20 protein-coding genes are annotated in these 16,705 nt (G+C 72.5%); 7 read left to right on the forward strand and 13 right to left on the reverse strand.

Annotation, left to right across the window (positions count from 1 at the left end; genetic code table 11):
• Positions 1-30: 30 nt before the first annotated feature.
• From ACQKQD_RS16505 to ACQKQD_RS16525, 5 genes are all read right to left on the reverse strand, one after another.
• Entirely contained in the window at positions 31-639 is a 609-nt protein-coding gene (locus tag ACQKQD_RS16505; protein ID WP_427508903.1) for a helix-hairpin-helix domain-containing protein, read from the reverse strand.
• A gap of 229 nt (positions 640-868) precedes the next feature.
• Positions 869-1,816: a PDR/VanB family oxidoreductase gene (locus ACQKQD_RS16510; RefSeq protein WP_427508904.1), complete on the reverse strand. Its 948-nt coding sequence runs from the start codon at positions 1,814-1,816 to the stop codon at positions 869-871.
• A gap of 14 nt (positions 1,817-1,830) precedes the next feature.
• Positions 1,831-2,400: an MOSC domain-containing protein gene (locus ACQKQD_RS16515; protein WP_026605417.1), complete on the reverse strand. Its 570-nt coding sequence runs from the start codon at positions 2,398-2,400 to the stop codon at positions 1,831-1,833.
• 20 nt (positions 2,401-2,420) lie between these two features.
• Positions 2,421-2,810, reverse strand: coding sequence for a Rid family detoxifying hydrolase (locus ACQKQD_RS16520; protein WP_427508905.1), 390 nt, complete (start codon positions 2,808-2,810; stop codon positions 2,421-2,423).
• Positions 2,811-2,903: 93 nt separating this feature from the next.
• Positions 2,904-4,232 (reverse strand): MFS transporter, encoded by a 1,329-nt coding sequence (locus tag ACQKQD_RS16525; protein WP_091682098.1) that lies wholly within the window; start codon positions 4,230-4,232, stop codon positions 2,904-2,906.
• 203 nt (positions 4,233-4,435) lie between these two features.
• Between ACQKQD_RS16525 and ACQKQD_RS16530 the strand changes: the two genes are divergently transcribed.
• A complete protein-coding gene (locus tag ACQKQD_RS16530; RefSeq protein WP_427508906.1) occupies positions 4,436-5,044 on the forward strand; it encodes a helix-turn-helix domain-containing protein in 609 nt (202 codons plus the stop codon).
• A 53-nt stretch (positions 5,045-5,097) separates the two neighbouring features.
• Here ACQKQD_RS16530 and ACQKQD_RS16535 read toward each other — a convergent pair whose 3' ends face one another.
• Positions 5,098-5,337 carry an Lrp/AsnC ligand binding domain-containing protein gene (locus ACQKQD_RS16535; RefSeq protein WP_012329666.1) on the reverse strand — a complete coding sequence of 80 codons (240 nt, stop codon included), beginning with the start codon at positions 5,335-5,337 and terminating at the stop codon, positions 5,098-5,100.
• Between the two features lie 96 nt (positions 5,338-5,433).
• The gene (locus ACQKQD_RS16540; RefSeq protein ID WP_427508907.1) at positions 5,434-6,219 is read right to left on the reverse strand and encodes an alpha/beta fold hydrolase; all 786 of its coding nucleotides are present in this window, start codon (positions 6,217-6,219) and stop codon (positions 5,434-5,436) included.
• A gap of 126 nt (positions 6,220-6,345) precedes the next feature.
• On the opposite strand from ACQKQD_RS16540, the gene ACQKQD_RS16545 reads away from it, so the two are divergent.
• The 3 genes from ACQKQD_RS16545 (at position 6,346) to ACQKQD_RS16555 (ending at position 10,087) form a co-directional block, all read left to right on the forward strand.
• The gene (locus tag ACQKQD_RS16545) at positions 6,346-6,978 is read left to right on the forward strand and encodes a GntR family transcriptional regulator (RefSeq protein WP_020096173.1); all 633 of its coding nucleotides are present in this window, start codon (positions 6,346-6,348) and stop codon (positions 6,976-6,978) included.
• A 95-nt stretch (positions 6,979-7,073) separates the two neighbouring features.
• On the forward strand, positions 7,074-8,597 hold the full coding sequence (locus ACQKQD_RS16550) for an aldehyde dehydrogenase (RefSeq protein ID WP_427508908.1): 1,524 nt from the start codon (positions 7,074-7,076) through the stop codon (positions 8,595-8,597).
• An 83-nt stretch (positions 8,598-8,680) separates the two neighbouring features.
• On the forward strand, positions 8,681-10,087 hold the full coding sequence (locus tag ACQKQD_RS16555; protein WP_020096171.1) for an MFS transporter: 1,407 nt from the start codon (positions 8,681-8,683) through the stop codon (positions 10,085-10,087).
• Positions 10,088-10,133: 46 nt separating this feature from the next.
• Here ACQKQD_RS16555 and ACQKQD_RS16560 read toward each other — a convergent pair whose 3' ends face one another.
• Both ACQKQD_RS16560 and ACQKQD_RS16565 read right to left on the reverse strand, forming a co-directional pair.
• The gene (locus ACQKQD_RS16560; protein ID WP_056524205.1) at positions 10,134-10,568 is read right to left on the reverse strand and encodes a YybH family protein; all 435 of its coding nucleotides are present in this window, start codon (positions 10,566-10,568) and stop codon (positions 10,134-10,136) included.
• 66 nt (positions 10,569-10,634) lie between these two features.
• Positions 10,635-11,186 (reverse strand): lipocalin-like domain-containing protein, encoded by a 552-nt coding sequence (locus ACQKQD_RS16565; RefSeq protein WP_427508909.1) that lies wholly within the window; start codon positions 11,184-11,186, stop codon positions 10,635-10,637.
• A 410-nt stretch (positions 11,187-11,596) separates the two neighbouring features.
• Between ACQKQD_RS16565 and ACQKQD_RS16570 the strand changes: the two genes are divergently transcribed.
• Entirely contained in the window at positions 11,597-13,687 is a 2,091-nt protein-coding gene (locus tag ACQKQD_RS16570) for a prolyl oligopeptidase family serine peptidase (RefSeq protein ID WP_427508910.1), read from the forward strand.
• A gap of 719 nt (positions 13,688-14,406) precedes the next feature.
• Here the strand turns inward: ACQKQD_RS16570 and ACQKQD_RS16575 are convergent.
• From ACQKQD_RS16575 to ACQKQD_RS16590, 4 genes are all read right to left on the reverse strand, one after another.
• A complete protein-coding gene (locus ACQKQD_RS16575) occupies positions 14,407-14,640 on the reverse strand; it encodes a hypothetical protein (protein ID WP_020095857.1) in 234 nt (77 codons plus the stop codon).
• 19 nt (positions 14,641-14,659) lie between these two features.
• Positions 14,660-14,854 carry a hypothetical protein gene (locus ACQKQD_RS16580; RefSeq protein WP_139237890.1) on the reverse strand — a complete coding sequence of 65 codons (195 nt, stop codon included), beginning with the start codon at positions 14,852-14,854 and terminating at the stop codon, positions 14,660-14,662.
• Between the two features lie 91 nt (positions 14,855-14,945).
• A complete protein-coding gene (locus tag ACQKQD_RS16585; RefSeq protein ID WP_020095858.1) occupies positions 14,946-15,293 on the reverse strand; it encodes a hypothetical protein in 348 nt (115 codons plus the stop codon).
• Positions 15,286-15,453 (reverse strand): hypothetical protein, encoded by a 168-nt coding sequence (locus ACQKQD_RS16590; RefSeq protein ID WP_175556342.1) that lies wholly within the window; start codon positions 15,451-15,453, stop codon positions 15,286-15,288. Before ACQKQD_RS16590 ends, ACQKQD_RS16585 begins: the two co-directional genes overlap by 8 nt.
• Positions 15,454-15,865: 412 nt before the next feature.
• On the opposite strand from ACQKQD_RS16590, the gene ACQKQD_RS16595 reads away from it, so the two are divergent.
• Both ACQKQD_RS16595 and ACQKQD_RS16600 read left to right on the forward strand, forming a co-directional pair.
• On the forward strand, positions 15,866-16,084 hold the full coding sequence (locus ACQKQD_RS16595) for a hypothetical protein (RefSeq protein WP_020095860.1): 219 nt from the start codon (positions 15,866-15,868) through the stop codon (positions 16,082-16,084).
• A 74-nt stretch (positions 16,085-16,158) separates the two neighbouring features.
• On the forward strand, positions 16,159-16,656 hold the full coding sequence (locus ACQKQD_RS16600; RefSeq protein ID WP_427508911.1) for a hypothetical protein: 498 nt from the start codon (positions 16,159-16,161) through the stop codon (positions 16,654-16,656).
• The last annotated feature ends 49 nt before the right edge of the window (positions 16,657-16,705 follow it).

Below are 16,705 nucleotides of genomic sequence, written 5' to 3' on the forward strand. Positions count from 1 at the left end.
GCCCGGCTCGGTGCCGACGGGCTTCGACCCTCAATCCGGGCGGCCCGCGCCAGCGGACTCGGTCTGCCGCACCGCGACGGCAGCCCTGATCGCCTCGTAATCGGCCTTCTTCAGGACACGCCGGGTCACGAGATCCTCCGGGGAGCCGTAGGGCCGGAACGCGACGATCCGGCGCCCGATCATGCCGGCCCCGAGGGCGTTCAGCTCCTCGACGGACGCCGTGTTGAGGTCGACGCCCTGGCCCGGAGAGGCCGGCGGCTGGCCGGAGCCCGGTGCGCCCTCGGCCTGCTGCGGCGGCGCCGCCGGCTTCGCCGCCCCGCTCACTCCGGGGGCATCCGGCGACGCTGCCGTCGATGCGGGCGGGGTTGCCGCCAGGGACGACGGGGGGGCGGCTGTCGCGTTCCGCGGTGCCGGGGCGACGCGCTGGGCGGATCCGGCGTTCGGCCCCGGATAGACGGACCGGATGGCCTCGCCCTGCGGGTCGATCCCGGATCGGTCCTGCTTGGACACGGGGATCGCCGTGGACGCCTGCCTGTCGCGGCTCGCGTGAGGGCGGGGCCCGTAGGAGATCCAGAGGCCCGCCAGGACGACTGCGGCCGCCGCCAGACCGGCGCTGATGGACAGCGTGGATCGGCTCATTCTCACAACCTCCTCTTGGCGGGCGGGGCACTGCCCCACGGCGATGGCACTGTCGAGGCGGGCTAACCCAGCCCGAGCGGCATCGCCATCCGCCGCGTGAGGTTCGCTGATCCGAATCGTGCGGCGCGCTGGCGCAGCTCACGGTCGCGCGGGCCGCGCGGCGAGGCGGCCGGCGTCGTCGCCCGCGCGGGGCCGCACGTCTGATAACGCCGCAGCGCGGGGCCGGCCGTCAGAGCTCGAGTGTCACGGCGTCCCGCGCGCGCGAGACGCAGGGCATCATGCGGCTCCGGCGCTTGGCGAGCGGCAGGACCGCGTCGCGGTGGAGGACCGCGCCGTCGCGATAGCCGCACTCGCAGGCGCCGCAGACGCCGAGCTCGCAGGAGGAGGGTAGGTCGAGCCCCGCGCCGCGCAGCACGTCGAGCAGCGACCGGTCGGCGGGCACGTGGAGCACCTGCCCGGTGGAGGCGATGCGCGCCTCGAACGGCTCCGGCACGAAGCCCTCGTCGCGCAGCGGCTCGAAATGCTCGCTGTGCACCCGCTCGGCGGGCCAGCCCCGCGCGACCAGGCCCTCCTGGACCGCGTCCATGAGGCGCCGCGGCCCGCAGGCGTAGGCGTGGGTCCCGGTCTCGGCCGGGCCGAGGGCGTCGGGGTCGAAGCGCCGCCCCTCGGACCCGAACCAGCACCGGAGTCGCGGCCCGCAGACCGTCCGCACCGCTGCCAGCAGCGGCGCCGCCTCGGGGGAGGGGGCGCAGAGGTGGAACGCGAACTCCGCTCCCGACGCGGCGAGCGCGCGCGCCATGGCGAGCAGGGGCGTCACCCCGATCCCGCCGGCCACGAGCAGGTGGCGGCGCGCGCCGGGGTCGAGGGGGAAGTTGTTGCGGGGCGCCGAGACGTGGGCGAACGCCCCGGGCGCGAGCGTCTCGTGCGCCCAGGCCGAGCCGCCCCGGCCTGCCGCCTCCCGCTTGATCGCGATCTCATAGCGGCTCCGGTCGGCCGGGTCGCCGCACAGCGAGTACTGCCGCACCCGCCCGTCCGGCAGGCGCAGGTCGACGTGGGCGCCGGCCGTCCAGGCGGGGAGTTCCGGGCGCGCGGGATGGACCAGACCGAGGTGCAGCACCTCCGGCGTCGTCGCGACCGCGTCGGCGACGCGCAGCTTCATGATCAGGCGGGCCGTCATCGCGCGCAGCTCCGTCAGTCCAGCAGCGCGATCGCGTCGCCGGGCCGGATCACGCCGCCGCTCTCGATCCCGCAGTTCAGGCCCGAGCGGTTGTAGAGCGGCAGGTAGACCGGCATTCCGAGCAGCTCCTCGAGATAGCGGCAGGGGAAGTTGAGGCGCCCGCCCCGCAGGATCACCGCGCCGACCCGGAAGCGCCGGCCGACCAAGTGGTTGAGCGGCACGCCGCGCACCGTGAGGTTGCGCCGATGGTCCCCCGGCAGGAGGCGCAGCGGCCCCTCCTGCAGCGGCGGGTCGTTGCGGTTGAGGGCGTCGAGGGCCTCCTGCTCGATCAGCGTGACCTCGCGCACGTCGGGCTTGGGCGAGTAGGTGCCGGTGCCGAGGAAGTAGCGGTCGCCCTCGATCCCGCGGCCGGCCACGCACACGGCCTCCGACACCTCCTCCATCTCGTAGCTCGCCGCGGGGGCGATGTGGATGTGGGTCAGGCTGCCGACCCAGCCGGCGGCGCCGCCCGGAACCCGGACGGCGGCCGATCCGGCCGCGTGTGCGAAGGCCTCGACCATGCGGGGTGCGGTCTCGCCGGTCATCGTGCTGGTCGCCTCGGTTGTCATGCGGCCTCCGTGGCGAGCGCGATCGCCTCGATCTCGACCCGGGCGTCGCGCGGCAGGCGCGCGATCTCGACCGTGGAGCGGGCCGGGGCCTCGCCCGGGAAGTGCTCGGCGTAGACCGCGTTCATCGCGGCGAACTCCGCCATGTCCTTGAGGAACACGGTCGTCTTCACGACGCTCGCGAGGCTGGCGCCGCCCGCCTCGAGCACGGCGGCGAGGTTGGCGAGGGAGCGCCGGGTCTGCGCCTCGACCCCCTCGGGGAACGCGCCGGTGGCGGGATCGATCGGCAGCTGTCCGGAGGCGAAGACCAGGCCGCCGGCCCGGATCCCCTGTGCGTAGGGCCCGACCGCCGGGGCGGCCTTCTCGGTGCGGATGGTGTGCTTCGTCATGCAGTGGATCTCGCGTCGGTCTGTTTCAGATAGTGGACGATAATCCACTGTATGGGAAGCCGCCGCGCGCGTCCGGGGCGGCGGCTCATCCGGTCAGTCGATCGGCTTGCGCGCCGTCTCCGGGGCGAGGAGCGTCGCCGTCAGGGTGATGCAGGCGAGGGCGATCAGGTAGACGGAGATCGGCCAGGTCGCGCCGGAACTCCAGCCCAGCAGGGCCGCGGCGATCAGCGGGGTGAAGCCGCCGCTGAGGGCCGCGCCCACCTGGAAGCCCAGCGAGGCGCCGCTGTAGCGCAGGCGCGCGTCGAAGAGCTCGGACATCCAGGCGGCGCCGGTGCCGAACATGATCCCCTGGCCGAAGCTCAGGGCCACCGCGACGGTCAGGGTGATGATCGTCGGGTCGCGCGTGTCGAGCAGGGTGAACAGCGGGAACGCGAAGGCGATCGAGAACAGGCAGGCGGCGACGAACAGGGTCCGGCGGCCGTAGCGGTCCGACAGCCAGCCGAAGGCCGGCAGGGTGAACAGCTCGATCACCGCCGCCACCAGGATGCCGTTCAGGATGATGCTGCGCGACAGCCCGAGCTGGCCGGTCACGTAGGAGATCGAGAACACGGTCACGACGCTGACGTAGGCGATCTCGGAGACCTTGAGGCCCACGGCCTTCAGGAAGGTGCGCGGGTGCTCGGTGAGGATCTCCATGACCGGCAGGCGCGCCACCGCGGACCGCCGCTTCACCCGCTGGAACGCGGGCGTCTCGTGCAGGCGCAGGCGGATGAACAGCCCGAGGCCGACCAGCAGCGCGCTGGCCAGGAACGGGATCCGCCAGCCCCAGGCGAGGAAGTCCGCCTCCGGCAGGAAGCCGCACAGCGCGAAGGCCCCGATCGACGCGATGACGCCGAGGGGGTAGCCGAGCTGGACGATGCTGCCGAAGAAGCCGCGCCGCTCCGCCGGGACGCTCTCCACCACCATCAGGACCGCGCCGCCCCACTCGCCGCCGATCCCGATGCCCTGGACCAGGCGCAGCGCCACGAGCAGGATCGGGGCCCAGATGCCGATCTGCGCGTAGGTCGGCAGGCACCCGATCAGGAACGTGCCGAGGCCCATGATGATGATGGTCAGGGACAGCATCGCCTTGCGGCCGATCTTGTCGCCGAAATGCCCGAAGATGACGCCGCCGAGGGGGCGCGCCAGGAAGCCCACCGCGTAGGAGCCGAACGCCGCGATGGTGCCGACCAGCGGGTCGAAGCTCGGGAAGAACAGCTTGTTGAACACGAGCGCCGTGGCCGTCCCGTAGATCAGGAAGTCGTACCACTCGACCGTCGTGCCGATGACGCTCGACCAGACGATCTGGCGCCGGTCGGCGACCGGCACCGGGCCGGCATCGAGAACGGGGGACGCCTCAAGGGGCAACGCGGTATCGGCCACGGCACATCCTCCACTGTGATGGATAAAAATCCATTCTTGTGGAGGCAAGCGGCGTGCCAGCCGGGCGACGCGCGTTCCGGAGTGCGCTTCGGCGCAAGGTGCGGCGCAAGGTGCATTTCGGCAGCCCCTGCGCTAGGCGGGGGCGACTCTCTCGGTGCCGCGCCCCGGTCGCGCGGCCCGGACGCGGGCGCGGAAGACGGGGCATGACGGCGAGGACGATCATCGGGGCGGACCCGGCAGCGACGGAGACGTCCTCGCAGATCCACATCGCCGAGGAGATCCGGCGGCGCCGCAGGGAGCAGGGCCTGTCGCTGGAGACGCTGGCGGCGCGCTCGGGCGTCAGCCGCTCGATGATCTCCAAGATCGAGCGCTCCGAGGCCGTGCCGTCGACGGTGGTGCTGTCCCGCCTCGCGGAGGCGCTCGGCGTCACCTTCTCGCGGCTGATGGCGCCCGCGACGGAGCGCGAGATCCTGGTGATCCCGGCGAGCCGCCAGCCGATCCTGCGCGACGAGGCGTCCGGCTACCTGCGGCGCTGCATCTCGCCGGTCCTGCCCGGGCGCGGCATCGACTGGGTGCTCAACACGCTGCCGCCGGGCGCCAGCACCGGCGAGTTCACCGCCCATCGCCGCGGCGTGTCCGAGTACATCTACGTCCTGCGCGGCCGCCTGCGGGCGGTGATCGGCGAGCGCGCGGTCATCATGGAGACCGGCGACAGCCTGTATTTCGAGGCCGATGCCGGGCACGCCTTCACCAACGTCGGCACGGAGGCGTGCGAGTACTTCCTGGTGATCGACCCGTCGCGCGTCCGCTGAGCCGGTCCGCCCCGGACGTCCGCGGGGCCGGCCGCCGGTCCCGGTCGGGCGCGTCAGTGGAAGGCCTTGAAGGCGATGATCGTCTCGGAATCCTTCACGCCGTCGAGGCGCAGGAGGAAGTCGTTCACGAACAGCCCGATATCGACGCCGTTGTCCACGTGGAACTTGGCCATGATGTCGAACCGTCCGGCCGTGGAGTAGATCTCGGACGCGATCTCCATCGCGACGAGCGCGTCGGACACGGCGTAAGTCTTGCCGATCTCGCATTTGATCTGCACGAAAAATGTCTTCATGTCCGTCTCGCTGGATGGCGCGCCGCCGCGGCCGCGCGGATCGGGGCCGCCGACCCCGCCGGAGCGGCCGAACCTAGCACCGTTCCGCGCGTCCGCTCAGGCGGCACCCGGCCGGAGAAACGCCAGGACCTCGCGAGCGAACAGCTCGGGGGCCTGGAGCTGCGGGACGTGGGCGCAGTCCGGCAGCGTCACGAACCGCGCGTCCGGCAGCCCGGCCGCGAGCTCGCGCGCCATGGCCGGCGGGGTCGCCTCGTCCTCCTCCCCGACGAGCACCAGCGCCGGCGCGCGGATCTCTGAGAGGCGCGCGCGCAGGTCGAGGCCGGCCAGGGCCGCGCAGGCCGCCCGGAACACGTCGACGTCCGTGCGCAGGAAGGCGGCCCGGCGCTCGGCCATCAGGTCCGGGTGCGCGGCCTGGAACGCGGGCGCGAACAGCCGGCGCATGGCCGTGTCGGCGAGCGCCGCGAGCCCCTTCTCGGCCGCCGCGCCGGCCATGCCGCGGAACGCGGCCCGGCCGGGCTCCGGGAAGCAGGCGCCGCAATCGGCGAAGACGAGCCGGTCGAAGAGGTCGGGGTGGCGCAGGGCGCAGAGCAGCAGCACGAAGCCGCCGTAGCCGTTGCCCAGCCCGGCCGCCGGCCGGCCCCCGGTCGCCGCGCGCAATGCCGCGCCGACCCGATCGGCGACGGCCTCGAGGCCGCCCGGCGCGGGCGCGGAGGCGCCGAACCCGGGCAGGTCGGGGAGAAGGAGCCGGAAGTCGCGGCCGAGCGCCGGGGTGACCCGGTCGAAGCTCGTCCGGTCGGCGAGCAGCGAGTGCAGCAGGACGAGGGGCGGGCCCTCGCCGAAAGCGGTCACCGCGACCTGGCCATCCGCGAACATCGCCTGCATCCGAGACCTCCCCCGCCGCCTCTGCCGGCGGCTCCACGACGCTGTCGCATCCGACGCGTTCGCTCGCAATCCGGTTGACGTGATATTTCACGAATGGCAGCATGTGTCGATCGAACGAGGCCGTGCGTGCTGCTCCGAGACAACATCTACGCGGCGATCCGCGCCGACATCCTGGCCTGCGTCCTGCGCCCCGGCGCGGAGGTGCGCGAGCAGGAACTGGCCCAGCGCTACGCCGTGAGCCGGCAGCCGGTCCGGGAGGCGCTGCTGCGCCTGGAGCGCGAGCGGCTCGTCACGGTTCACGCGCGTCAGGGATATCAGATCAACGCGATTTCGGTGGCGGACGCGCGCGATCTGCTGCGCATGCGCCTCGCCCTGGAGCCGGCCTGCGCGGCCGAGGCCGCGGCCGGCGCGCCCGCTTCCGTCCTGGCGTCCCTCGACGCGTTCCGCGCCGTCGCGGACGGCGCCGACTTCATCGCGGAGAACCGCGCCTTCCACATCGCCCTCGCCGAGGCGTCGGGGAACCGCCGCATGGCCGCGACCGTGCGCGACCTCGTCGAGCAGGCGGACCGGCTGGTCCGGGTCAGCCTCGACGGTATCCGCGGGCGCGACCCGGCGCAGCTGGTGGACGAGCACGCCGCCATCATCGACGCCGTGCAGCGGCGCGACGGGCGCGGGGCGCGCCGCCTCGTGCGCGCGCACGTCGCCCAGGCCGAGCGCCGCATCCTGACCGCCCTGGAACGCAGCGCGATCGTCCTCTGAACGAGCCCGCGCCCGGCGCGGAGCCGAGGGACGCGGTCGAACACGACACCGGGCCCGACCCGGCCCGACTACGGACCCGACACGGGAGAGACGCCATGACCCTGCACGCGCCGGAACCGACCGTCGAGACACGGGGCAACTTCATCGACGGGCGCGAGGTCGAGGCCGGCGACGGGACGCTGATCGACGTGCGCAATCCCGCCACCGGCGCGGTGATCGCCCGGATCCCCAATTCGGGGCCGGCCGACGTCGACCGGGCGATGCGCGCGGCCCGGGCGGCCTTCGAGGGCCGGGAATGGGGCGGGATGGACATCCGGGCGCGCGCCCGGCTGGTGAACCGGCTCGCCGACGCGTTCGAGGCCAACCTCGACACGCTCTACCGGCTGGAGACCACCAACAACGGCCGGCCGGTCAACGAGACCCGGGCGCAGCTCTCGCGGCTGCCGGACTTCTTCCGCTACTTCGCGGGCGTGGCGCTGGCGCGGCGCGACGACGTCATCCCGGTCGAGGGCAACTACCTCAACTACACCCGCCGCACCCCGATCGGCGTGGTGGCGAACTGCACGCCGTTCAACCACCCGCTGATGATCCTGTGCAAGTCGCTGGCGGTGGTGCTCGCCACCGGCTGCACCACGGTGGTCAAGCCCTCCGAGTACACGCCGCTCACGACCCTGAAGCTCGCGCAGATCTTCACCGAGGCCGGCCTGCCGCCGGGCGTGTTCAACATCGCGCTGGGGCTCGGCGCCTCGACCGGCAAGGCGCTGGCCGAGCACGGCGACATCAACAAGCTCGTGCTCACCGGCGGCACCGAGGCCGGCCGGATCGCCGGCTCGGCCGCCGCGAAGGTCTTCGCCCACCAGACCATGGAGCTCGGCGGCAAGACCCCCGTGATGGTGTTCGACGACTTCGACGTCGAGCGGGCGGTGAACTACGCGGCCTTCGGCGCCTTCATCGGCGCCGGCCAGACCTGCGTGTGCGGCAGCCGCCACCTCGTCCAGGCCTCGATCTACGACGAGTTCGTGGAGCGGCTCGCCGCCAAGACCGCCGCGATCCGCCTCGGCGACCCCTTCGACCCGGCGACCCAGCTCGGGCCGGTCATCTCCGAGCGCCAGCGCGAGCGGGTGCTGGCCTATGCCGGCTACGGCCGCGACCAGGGCGCCCGCGCGGTGGCGGGCGGGCGGGCGGCCCGGGTGCCGGGCTTCGAGGGCGGCTACTTCGTGGAGCCCACCGTGTTCGCGGACGTCACCGCCGACATGCGCATCTTCCAGGAGGAGGTGTTCGGGCCATTCACCAGCGTCACCCGCTTCGAGGACGAGGCCGACGCGCTCCGGCTGGCCAACGACTCGCCCTTCGGCCTCGCCGCGGCCGTGCGCACCCGCGACGTCGCCCGGGCCCACCGGGTGGCGCACGGAGTCAAGGCCGGCATCGTCTGGATCAACGACCACCACCGCCTCGACCCGGCCTCGCCCTGGGGCGGGGTCGGCGACAGCGGGCTCGGCCGCGAGTGCGGGATCGAGAGCTTCAACGACCATTTCGACGTGAAGAGCGTGATGGTCGCCACCGGCGACGGGCCCTTCGACTGGTACCGCGACACGGCCGGCCAGCGCCGCCTGAACTGACGTCCGGCGGCGCGGGGGATGCGAGGTCCGCGCCAGACGGACCCCTTCCGCGCCGGCCCCGAACCCGAGGAAGGAAACGCCCCATGTCCGAAGCCGTGAGCCCGGCGGTCAACGCCGGAGGCCGCCTCGACCGCCTGCCGATCGGCCCGTTCCACCGCCGCATCATGTGGCTGATCGGGATCGGCATGTTCTTCGACGGGTTCGACATCTACATCGCCGCCACCGTGCTCGGCGCGACCCTGAAGAGCGGCTTCTCGACCCTGCCGCAGAACGCGTGGTTCGTCTCGGCCACCTTCGTGGGGATGATGGCGGGCTCGTTCCTGACGGGCTTCTTCGGCGACCGCTACGGGCGGCGCTTCACCTATCAGGCGAACCTCCTGGTCTTCGGGCTGGCCGCCATCGGGGCGGCCTTCGCGCCCAACATGACGGTGCTGATCGTGCTCCGCTTCATCATGGGCGTGGGGCTCGGGGCCGAGAACGTCGTGGGCTACTCGACCATGACCGAGTTCGTGCCGGCGCGCTCGCGCGGGCGCTTCCTCGGCCTCATGGCGGTGTTCGTCGTCACGGGCCTGCCGGCCGCCTCCCTGATCGGCTACCTGATCATCCCGACCTTCGGCTGGCGGGCGATGTTCGCGCTGGGCGGCCTCGGGGCGCTCGCCGTCTGGTACGCCCGCAAGAGCCTGCCGGAATCGCCGCGCTGGCTCGAGGCCGTGGGGCGCCACGCCGAGGCCGAGGCGCTGATGCGCGCGATCGAGGCCGAGGCGGCCCGCGGCGCGCCCCTGCCGCCCGCCGCCGCGGCCGCGCCCGTCACGCAGCTCGGGCTCGCCGCCCTGTTCCGGCCGCCGCTGCTGTCGCGGCTGCTGCTGGGCTGCCTGTGCCTCGTGGTGATCAACACTCTGCTGTACGGCTTCGTGACCTGGCTGCCGACCTTCTTCATCCGGCAGGGCCTCTCGGTGGCGACCTCCTTCGGCTACGCGCTGCTGATGGGGCTCGGCGCGCCGGTGGGCAGCGCCATCGGCGCCCTGACCGCCGACCGCTGGGGCCGCAAGCCGACGATCATCGGCGCCTCGGCGACGGCCATCCTGTTCGGGATCCTCTACCCGATGACCCTGGACCCGGTCCTGCTGCCGCTGGTCGGGTTCGGGCTGACGGTGCCGATCTACGTGCTGGTGGCCCTGCTGTTCGGGATCTACATCCCCGAGCTGTTCCCGACCGAGGTGCGCCTGCGGGCGTCGGGCCTGTGCAACACGGTCGGGCGCGGGGCGACCATCGTGACGCCCTTCCTGGTCGTTACCCTGTTCGAGACCTACGGCATCGCGGGCGTGACCGGCCTGATGATCGGGCTGCTCGCCCTGCAGATCGTGGCGGTCGCGGCGTTCGGCGTCGAGCCGCGCAGCCAGAGCCTGGAGAGCCTGGAGGCCGGCGTGGCGCCGGCCGAGGGCGGCCCGGCCGCCCGGGCGCGGGGCACGGTTCCGCGCCCGATCCACTGAGACCGGGAGGCGCTCCGCCCGGCCGTCCCCCGGCTGGGCGGAGCGATCAGTTCCAGGTGTGCAGGACCGTGCGCCAGGCGCCGTCGCGCTTCTCCAGCACGTTCACCCAGTTGCCCTCGAACTTCTTCTTCGCGCCCCCGTCCCCGGGGCCGGTCATCTCCCAGCGGCCGGACACGATGAGCAGGTTGTCCTTCGGCAGCGCGGATTTGACCGTCGTCTTGTGCTCGTCCCATCCCTTCGCCTTCAGCCCGGCGAAGAACTTCTGGATGCCGTCGCTGGTCTGCGGCGCGCCCTTCGTGACGACGATCGCGTCGGGCGTGTAGAGCTTGGCCAGCGCGTCCATGTCGCCGCCGTTATACGCCGCGTCCCACTGGCTCGCGGCGCTCTGCGCGTCGGCCTGGACGGTGTCCGCCCGGCACAGGCTCGGCGTCATCAGGGCGACAGCGAATACGGTCGCGTGCAGGACGTGGGGGCGCAGCATGTCTTCCTCCATCGTGAAGTGTTCTGGTCGATCACGGTGCGAAGGCGCGGGAGCTCCGGATCTTGACTAAGGGTACTTCTCCCAGGTGAGCGTGATGACGCTCATCCTGCCGTCGACGTTGAACTTGAACGGCACCGTCGTGAGGACGAGCCGCCCGTTCTCCTGCGCGACGTGCCGGACCTGGGAGGTCCCGGTCCAGGCCTCGTTCCAGGACGTGTCGATGTCGTGGACGATCCGGTCGCCCTCGAGCCGGTAGGTCCCGGCATAGGCGAAGAAGGTCTTGTGGAGCTTGATCCGGTCCGCGTCGGACATCTTGTCGTTGGCGATCGGCCGCTCCCGGCCTTCGTGGGCGCAGACCACCATCATGCGCCCGTCGCGGCCGTAATGGATCCAGCCGGTCGGCTTCGGGCCGCCATAGGCGTCGATGGTCTCGCCCGTGTCCACGATCCGGCGCGTGGCCGCGGCGAGGCGCCAGGTCCCGACGACCGCGTCCGCGTCCACCGCCCATCCGGGCGAGATGCCGAGACAACCCGAGACCAGGATGGCGGCGCCCGCGACGCCGACCATCGCCGCCTCGGCGAGCCGAGACCTGCGCAACCCCTGTTCGACGACGCGCATCGCAGCGACCCCCGGTAAGGCCATGGGGACTCAGAGCACGAACCAGACCGTACGCGACAGAACCATCATTGAATACCATGATCGGTGCGAATGCAAGGCATATGTGCTGATTTGATAAAAACGAAAACAGTCAAAGATCTGATATGGCCCGAATGGTGCTGGAAAGATAAGTATAGATGCGCCCGAGAGACCTGCGCGGCCTGCCGGCCGAGTCGACGGCGCGCGCGGAGGCGACGTTCGGGAGGGAGATCGGCCGCCCGCATGCGGAAACGTCCTGATCCGCGTGTCCGGATCGTCCTTTCCACCTGCGCGAGGCGTGCGAACATCTGCGCGTCCGAGACGATTGACCGCTCATCGGGAGAATGCCGCGCGCCTATCGAGGGTGGCGCGCAGGGGCTACGCTCCCACTGATGTCCGCGGCAACCGACCCCCACCCCGACCCCAGGCCGACCCTCGCGCGGCCCGACGACGATCCGTACCTCTGGCTGGAGGAGGTCGACGGGCCCGACGCGCTCGCCTGGGTCGAGGCACGCAACGCGGAGACGCTCGCCCGCTACGGCGATGCCGGCTTCCTCCGCGACCGCGACATCGCCCGCGCGCTTCTCGACCGGCCGGACCGCATCCCGTTCGTCCAGCGCTTCGGCACCTGGCTCTACAATTTCTGGACGGACGGCGCGCATCCGCGCGGCCTGTGGCGGCGCGTCGACGCGGCCGGCTACCGCGCCGCGGTCCCGGACTGGGAGATCCTGCTCGATCTCGACCATCTCGCGGCGACGGAGGGCGAGGACTGGGTCTGGGCCGGGGCGACGATCCTCAGGGACGCGCTCGATCGCGCCCTCGTCCGCCTCAGCCGCGGCGGCAAGGACGCGGCTGTGATCCGCGAGTTCGATCTGGACACCCGCGCCTTCGTGGCTGACGGCTTCGTCCTGCCCGAGGGCAAGGGCGGCGCGACGTGGCTCGATCGCGAGACGGTGCTCCTGTCGAGCGCCCTCGGCCCGGGCATGGCCACGCGGTCCGGTTACGCGCGCACCGTCCGGCTCTGGCCGCGCGGCACGGACCCGCGCGACGCGTCCGTCCTGTTCGAGACCGCCGAGACCAGCATGGCGGTCTGGGGCGCGTCCGACCGGCAGACCGGGACCGAGCGGATCACGGTCGTCGAGCAGCTCGGCTTCTTCGACGCGGCTGTCCATATCGGCGATCGCGGCGGCCTGCGCGCGCGCCTCGACCTGCCCACGCATGCCGGGGTCCAGCTGCACCGCGACCACCTGTCCGTGCGGCTGCGGCGGCCCTGGACGGTGGACGGCGTCGCGCACGACACCGACACGGTGCTGGCGATCGCGCTCCCCGACCTGCTGGCGGGAGGCCGCGCCTTCACGGTCCTCTGGCAGCCGGACGCGCGGCTCGCCCTGCAGAGGGTGTTCTGGTCGGCCGGGCGGCTGATCGTGGACGTGCTCGAGGACCTGCGTCCCACCTACCGGGTCTTCGAGCCGGGGCCGGGCGGCTGGACCGAGCGGCCCCTCGCCGGCCTGCCCGCCCTCGGCTCCGTCCATCTCTGGCCCCTCGACGGCGATCCGGAGCGGGCGGACGGAGCCCTGCTGGCGCTGGCCCACGACCCGGTGACGCCGCCGGCGCTGCTCGCCTTCCCGCCCGCGCTCGATGCCCCGGCCGTCCTGCGTCGGGCGCCCCCGGCCTTCGACGCGCGCGGCATCCGGGTGACGCGCCACGAGGCCGTGTCGGCGGACGGGACGCGCGTGCCCTACGTCCAGGTCGGACCGGAGGCCGAGACCGGTGCGGCCCCCGTCTACCTGACGGCCTATGGCGGGTTCGGGCTCTCGCGCCTGCCGGATTACCAGCCCGTGCTGGGCAAGCTCTGGCTGGAGCGCGGCGGCACCTGCGTGACCGCCAACATCCGCGGCGGCGGCGAGTTCGGCACCCGCTGGCACCACGCGGGCCGGCGCGAGGGCAAGGCCCGGGCGCACGACGACTTCGCCGCGGTGGCCGCCGATCTCGTCGCCTGCGGCGTGACGCGGCCGGGGCGGATCGCGGCCGAGGGCGGCTCGAACGGAGGCCTGCTGATCGCCAACATGCTCACCCGCTACCCGGAGCGGTTCGGGGCGCTGGCCTGCACGATCCCGCTGATCGACATGCGCCGCTACACGAAGCTCCTGGCCGGCGCGAGCTGGATCGGGGAGTACGGCGATCCGGACGACCCGCAGGACTGGGCGTTCCTGTCCGGCATCTCCGCCTACCACGCCGCCGAGGCCGGGCGGGCCTACCCGCCGATCCTGATGGCCACGAGCCGCGGCGACGACCGGGTCCATCCCGGCCACGCGCGGAAGATGGCGCAGAAACTCCGCGTCCTCGGCTGCGACGTCGCCTTCTACGAGCCCGCGACCGGCGGGCACGGCGCCGGCAAGGACAGCGAGCAGACGGCGGCGTTCCGGGCGCTGGGGCTCACCTTCCTGCGCCGCGCCATCGGATGGGATGACCCGGTCGCGTGAGCGCGGCCTCGACCCGAACCGCGGCATCGTCCGGGTCCGCATACGGGAACGGCGGGGCTCTTGCCCCGCCGTTCCCGCCGTCCGTTCGAGCAGTCCGTCGCCCGGGCGGCCCCGAGGACCGCCGCGGCTCAGAAGCCCATCAGCACCCCGGCCGAGCCGGTCACCGTCATCGCGAGGCCGCCCAGGAAGGCGCCGATCATCGCGTAGGAGAAGCCCTTCAGGACCATGTCGTGCACGCCTCTCATCGAGCAGCGGGTCTCGGGCGAGACCCGGGATCACCAACTGCAATGATGATGCCGGATCGGCCGGCTGCGTGCGGTGCGAAGAGTCACGCTGCGCCGCGGAACCGTTCGGCGCGCGTTCAGGCGGCGACGGTGGGCGAGACGGCCGCCGGGCCCGTCTCGCTCACGCGAAATGGGCCGGCAGGCTGAGGGTCTGCGCGTAGGTCACGAGGGCGACCGCGCCGGCAATCAGGGTCGCCACCAAGGCGATGCGGTTGGTCCAGGTCATCGTCGTCTCCATCGGGTTCGCGACTGTGTTCGCAGTGTGATCCCGATGTACGCCCAAGCTTTCAGGTCCGGCGTGTCCCGGAACACCTGCAGGGCCGCCGCTCGCGCACGGATCCCGGGCCGCGCACCGGCCGGAGGCGGGCAGGGAGGCCGCCTCCGGGCTCGGAGGGCCCCGCAGAGCGGGACGGGACCCTGATCCGCCGGCCCGCTCTATCCAGCCCCCGCGCCCTGATCCGCGTTGGAGGCGACCGTGAAACCCTCGCGATCGAAGACGGTGTAGAGGATGCCGGCCGGATCGAGGCCGAGGCCGCCGATATGCGCGATCGCCGCTTCCTTGGCCTCGGCCAGCGTGCTGAACGGGTCCGGCAGCTGATACATCCGCGAGGCCTGCTCGGCGCCGTCGATCCGCACCGGCGGCGTGGTGATCTCGACCGTGTAGGGCACGACGACCGTCCGCCGCGACCTAGTGGAACACGCCGAGGAAATACAGCAACAGGATGATCGGCAGCGGGATTCCCAGCAGCCACAGCAATCCACCGCGCAGCATTCGCGCCTCCTCTATGTCGACAATCGCACCGAAATATCGGCCGGTTCGAGATTGGAACGCGCGAACATCGGAAAGGGATGCACAATACTGGCGCGAATGCTCGGAGCGCACCTTCGGTAGAGCTGCGTGAGATCTGCAGGCGTCCCGCCCCGCGCGGATGGCCGTTCGCGCCCGACCTCCGCCCGGCCGCGGCTGGGACGGCTCAGCGATGCAGCGCGGCGATCCAGTCCCTCAGCGGATCCACCACGTAGGCCATCCAGGTCCGCGCCCAGGCCAGGGCAGGGCGGTTCGCGTCGATCGGCCGGGCGGCCATCAGGGCCGCCACGTAGGCGTCCTCCTGGGGCTTGCACGCGTCCAGGGCGCCCCGCTCCCGGCCGGGCCTGCTCCGGTGCGCCGGCTGCCGGTCGAAGGCCTCGCGGACGCAGCCGTGCCACGCCCGCTCCAGGCCCGGCAGGTCGGCCGGCTCCGCTGCCAGCGCCGCAGCGGGCTCGGCCCCCGCCAGGGCCGCGAGGAGCGTCAGGCCGGCCGCGAGGGGCGAGCGCCTACTCATCCGACGCGCGCTCCGTCTGCGGGGCCGCGTCGGCGAGGGTCATCGCGCGCGCGGCCGTGCGCAACTCGTGGCGGGCCACGCCGTCCGCGAGCGCGACGAGGGCGACGAGCACGAGCCCCAGCATGAGGAGACGGCGGATGGTCGGGGCGGGGATGGGCATCGAGGGCGCCTCAGGGAGACGTCCGCACCGTAGCGGAGCCGTCGCGCGCCGGCTGCCACTCCGATGCCACATGAGTACGGAAAGCGAACGTCCGTCCACGAAATCCCGGCGGGAGCGCCCCGGCGCGCCCGCGAGTCGCGGATGCCGGCCATCGCCGCGCCGGATCGAGCCGCGGTGCCGGGCGCGCCCAAAAGGGGCCGGTCCGGCGCGATGAAGAGACCTCGCGCTCGATCCGATACTGACGATTGTGCGGCGTCGCACGCATTCGCGGCAACCGCCGGCCTAACATCCATGTTGAAGGATGACATTCGGCCCGACAGAGCCGAGGCGATCAAGACCGCCGGAACGACGATCTTCCTCACTCGCGACAGTTGACCGGATGACTTCGTGCCGAAGTCAGAAGAGGTTTGCCATGACCGTCCGCCTGTTCGCTGCCGCCGCGCTCGCCGCGACCCTCGCCGCCGCCCTCGCGACGCCCGCCTCCGCGCAGGGATCCGCCGCACGCCACGGCCTGTCCGACGTCACCGCGGTGATGCTGCCCGAGATCTCCGTCACCTACCACCGGCCCGTGCCGGCCGACCGCTCCGCCGGCCCGCACGTCGCCGGCCCGGCCGGCCGCCAGCCGCGCTGACCGGTCAGGCCCGGCGCCCGCAGGATTGCCGGCCTTCCGCGATCTGACCTGCACGAGGCCTGCACGGTGCCCGCATGATGCCCGGCGGGGAGGGCACGTCTCACGGCGCGAAGGCAGATCTCGATCCGGTCGGTCCGGGCGGCGACGCGCATTCGCCGAGCGCGCGCCCGGTCGACATGTACGCGCGATTAGTGTTGACGGCCGTCAATGCTATGCTCGGTGGTCCGTCCACGGTATGCATCGACTTCAGGAGCGCGCCGGGACGCGAAGGGCCGATTGCTATGACACGCTTGACCGTCGCCGCGCTGGTGTTCGCCCTCGCAAGTCCCGCGATCGTCGCGCAGGCCCAGCAGGACATCCCGATCCAGCAGGATCTCAAGCGCATGGATCGCCTCGATCAACGGCTCGGGCGCGAGGATACCGAGTTGAAGGTCGATCCGAACGTGACGCCGGACAATCCGGACGGTGTCGTCGGCTTCGACGGACCTCCGTTCAACTACGGGGATCCCGGCGTGATGGGTGACGGCCCCCTCCCGCCGGGATCGCCCGCCGACGACGACGACTGGTACTGACCGGGGACGGCGCGGCCCGCGGTTCTGAGACCGCGGGGCCCTGCCCGGT

The organism is Methylobacterium sp. NPDC080182 (assembly GCF_050281105.1).
Taxonomy (GTDB): domain Bacteria; phylum Pseudomonadota; class Alphaproteobacteria; order Rhizobiales; family Beijerinckiaceae; genus Methylobacterium.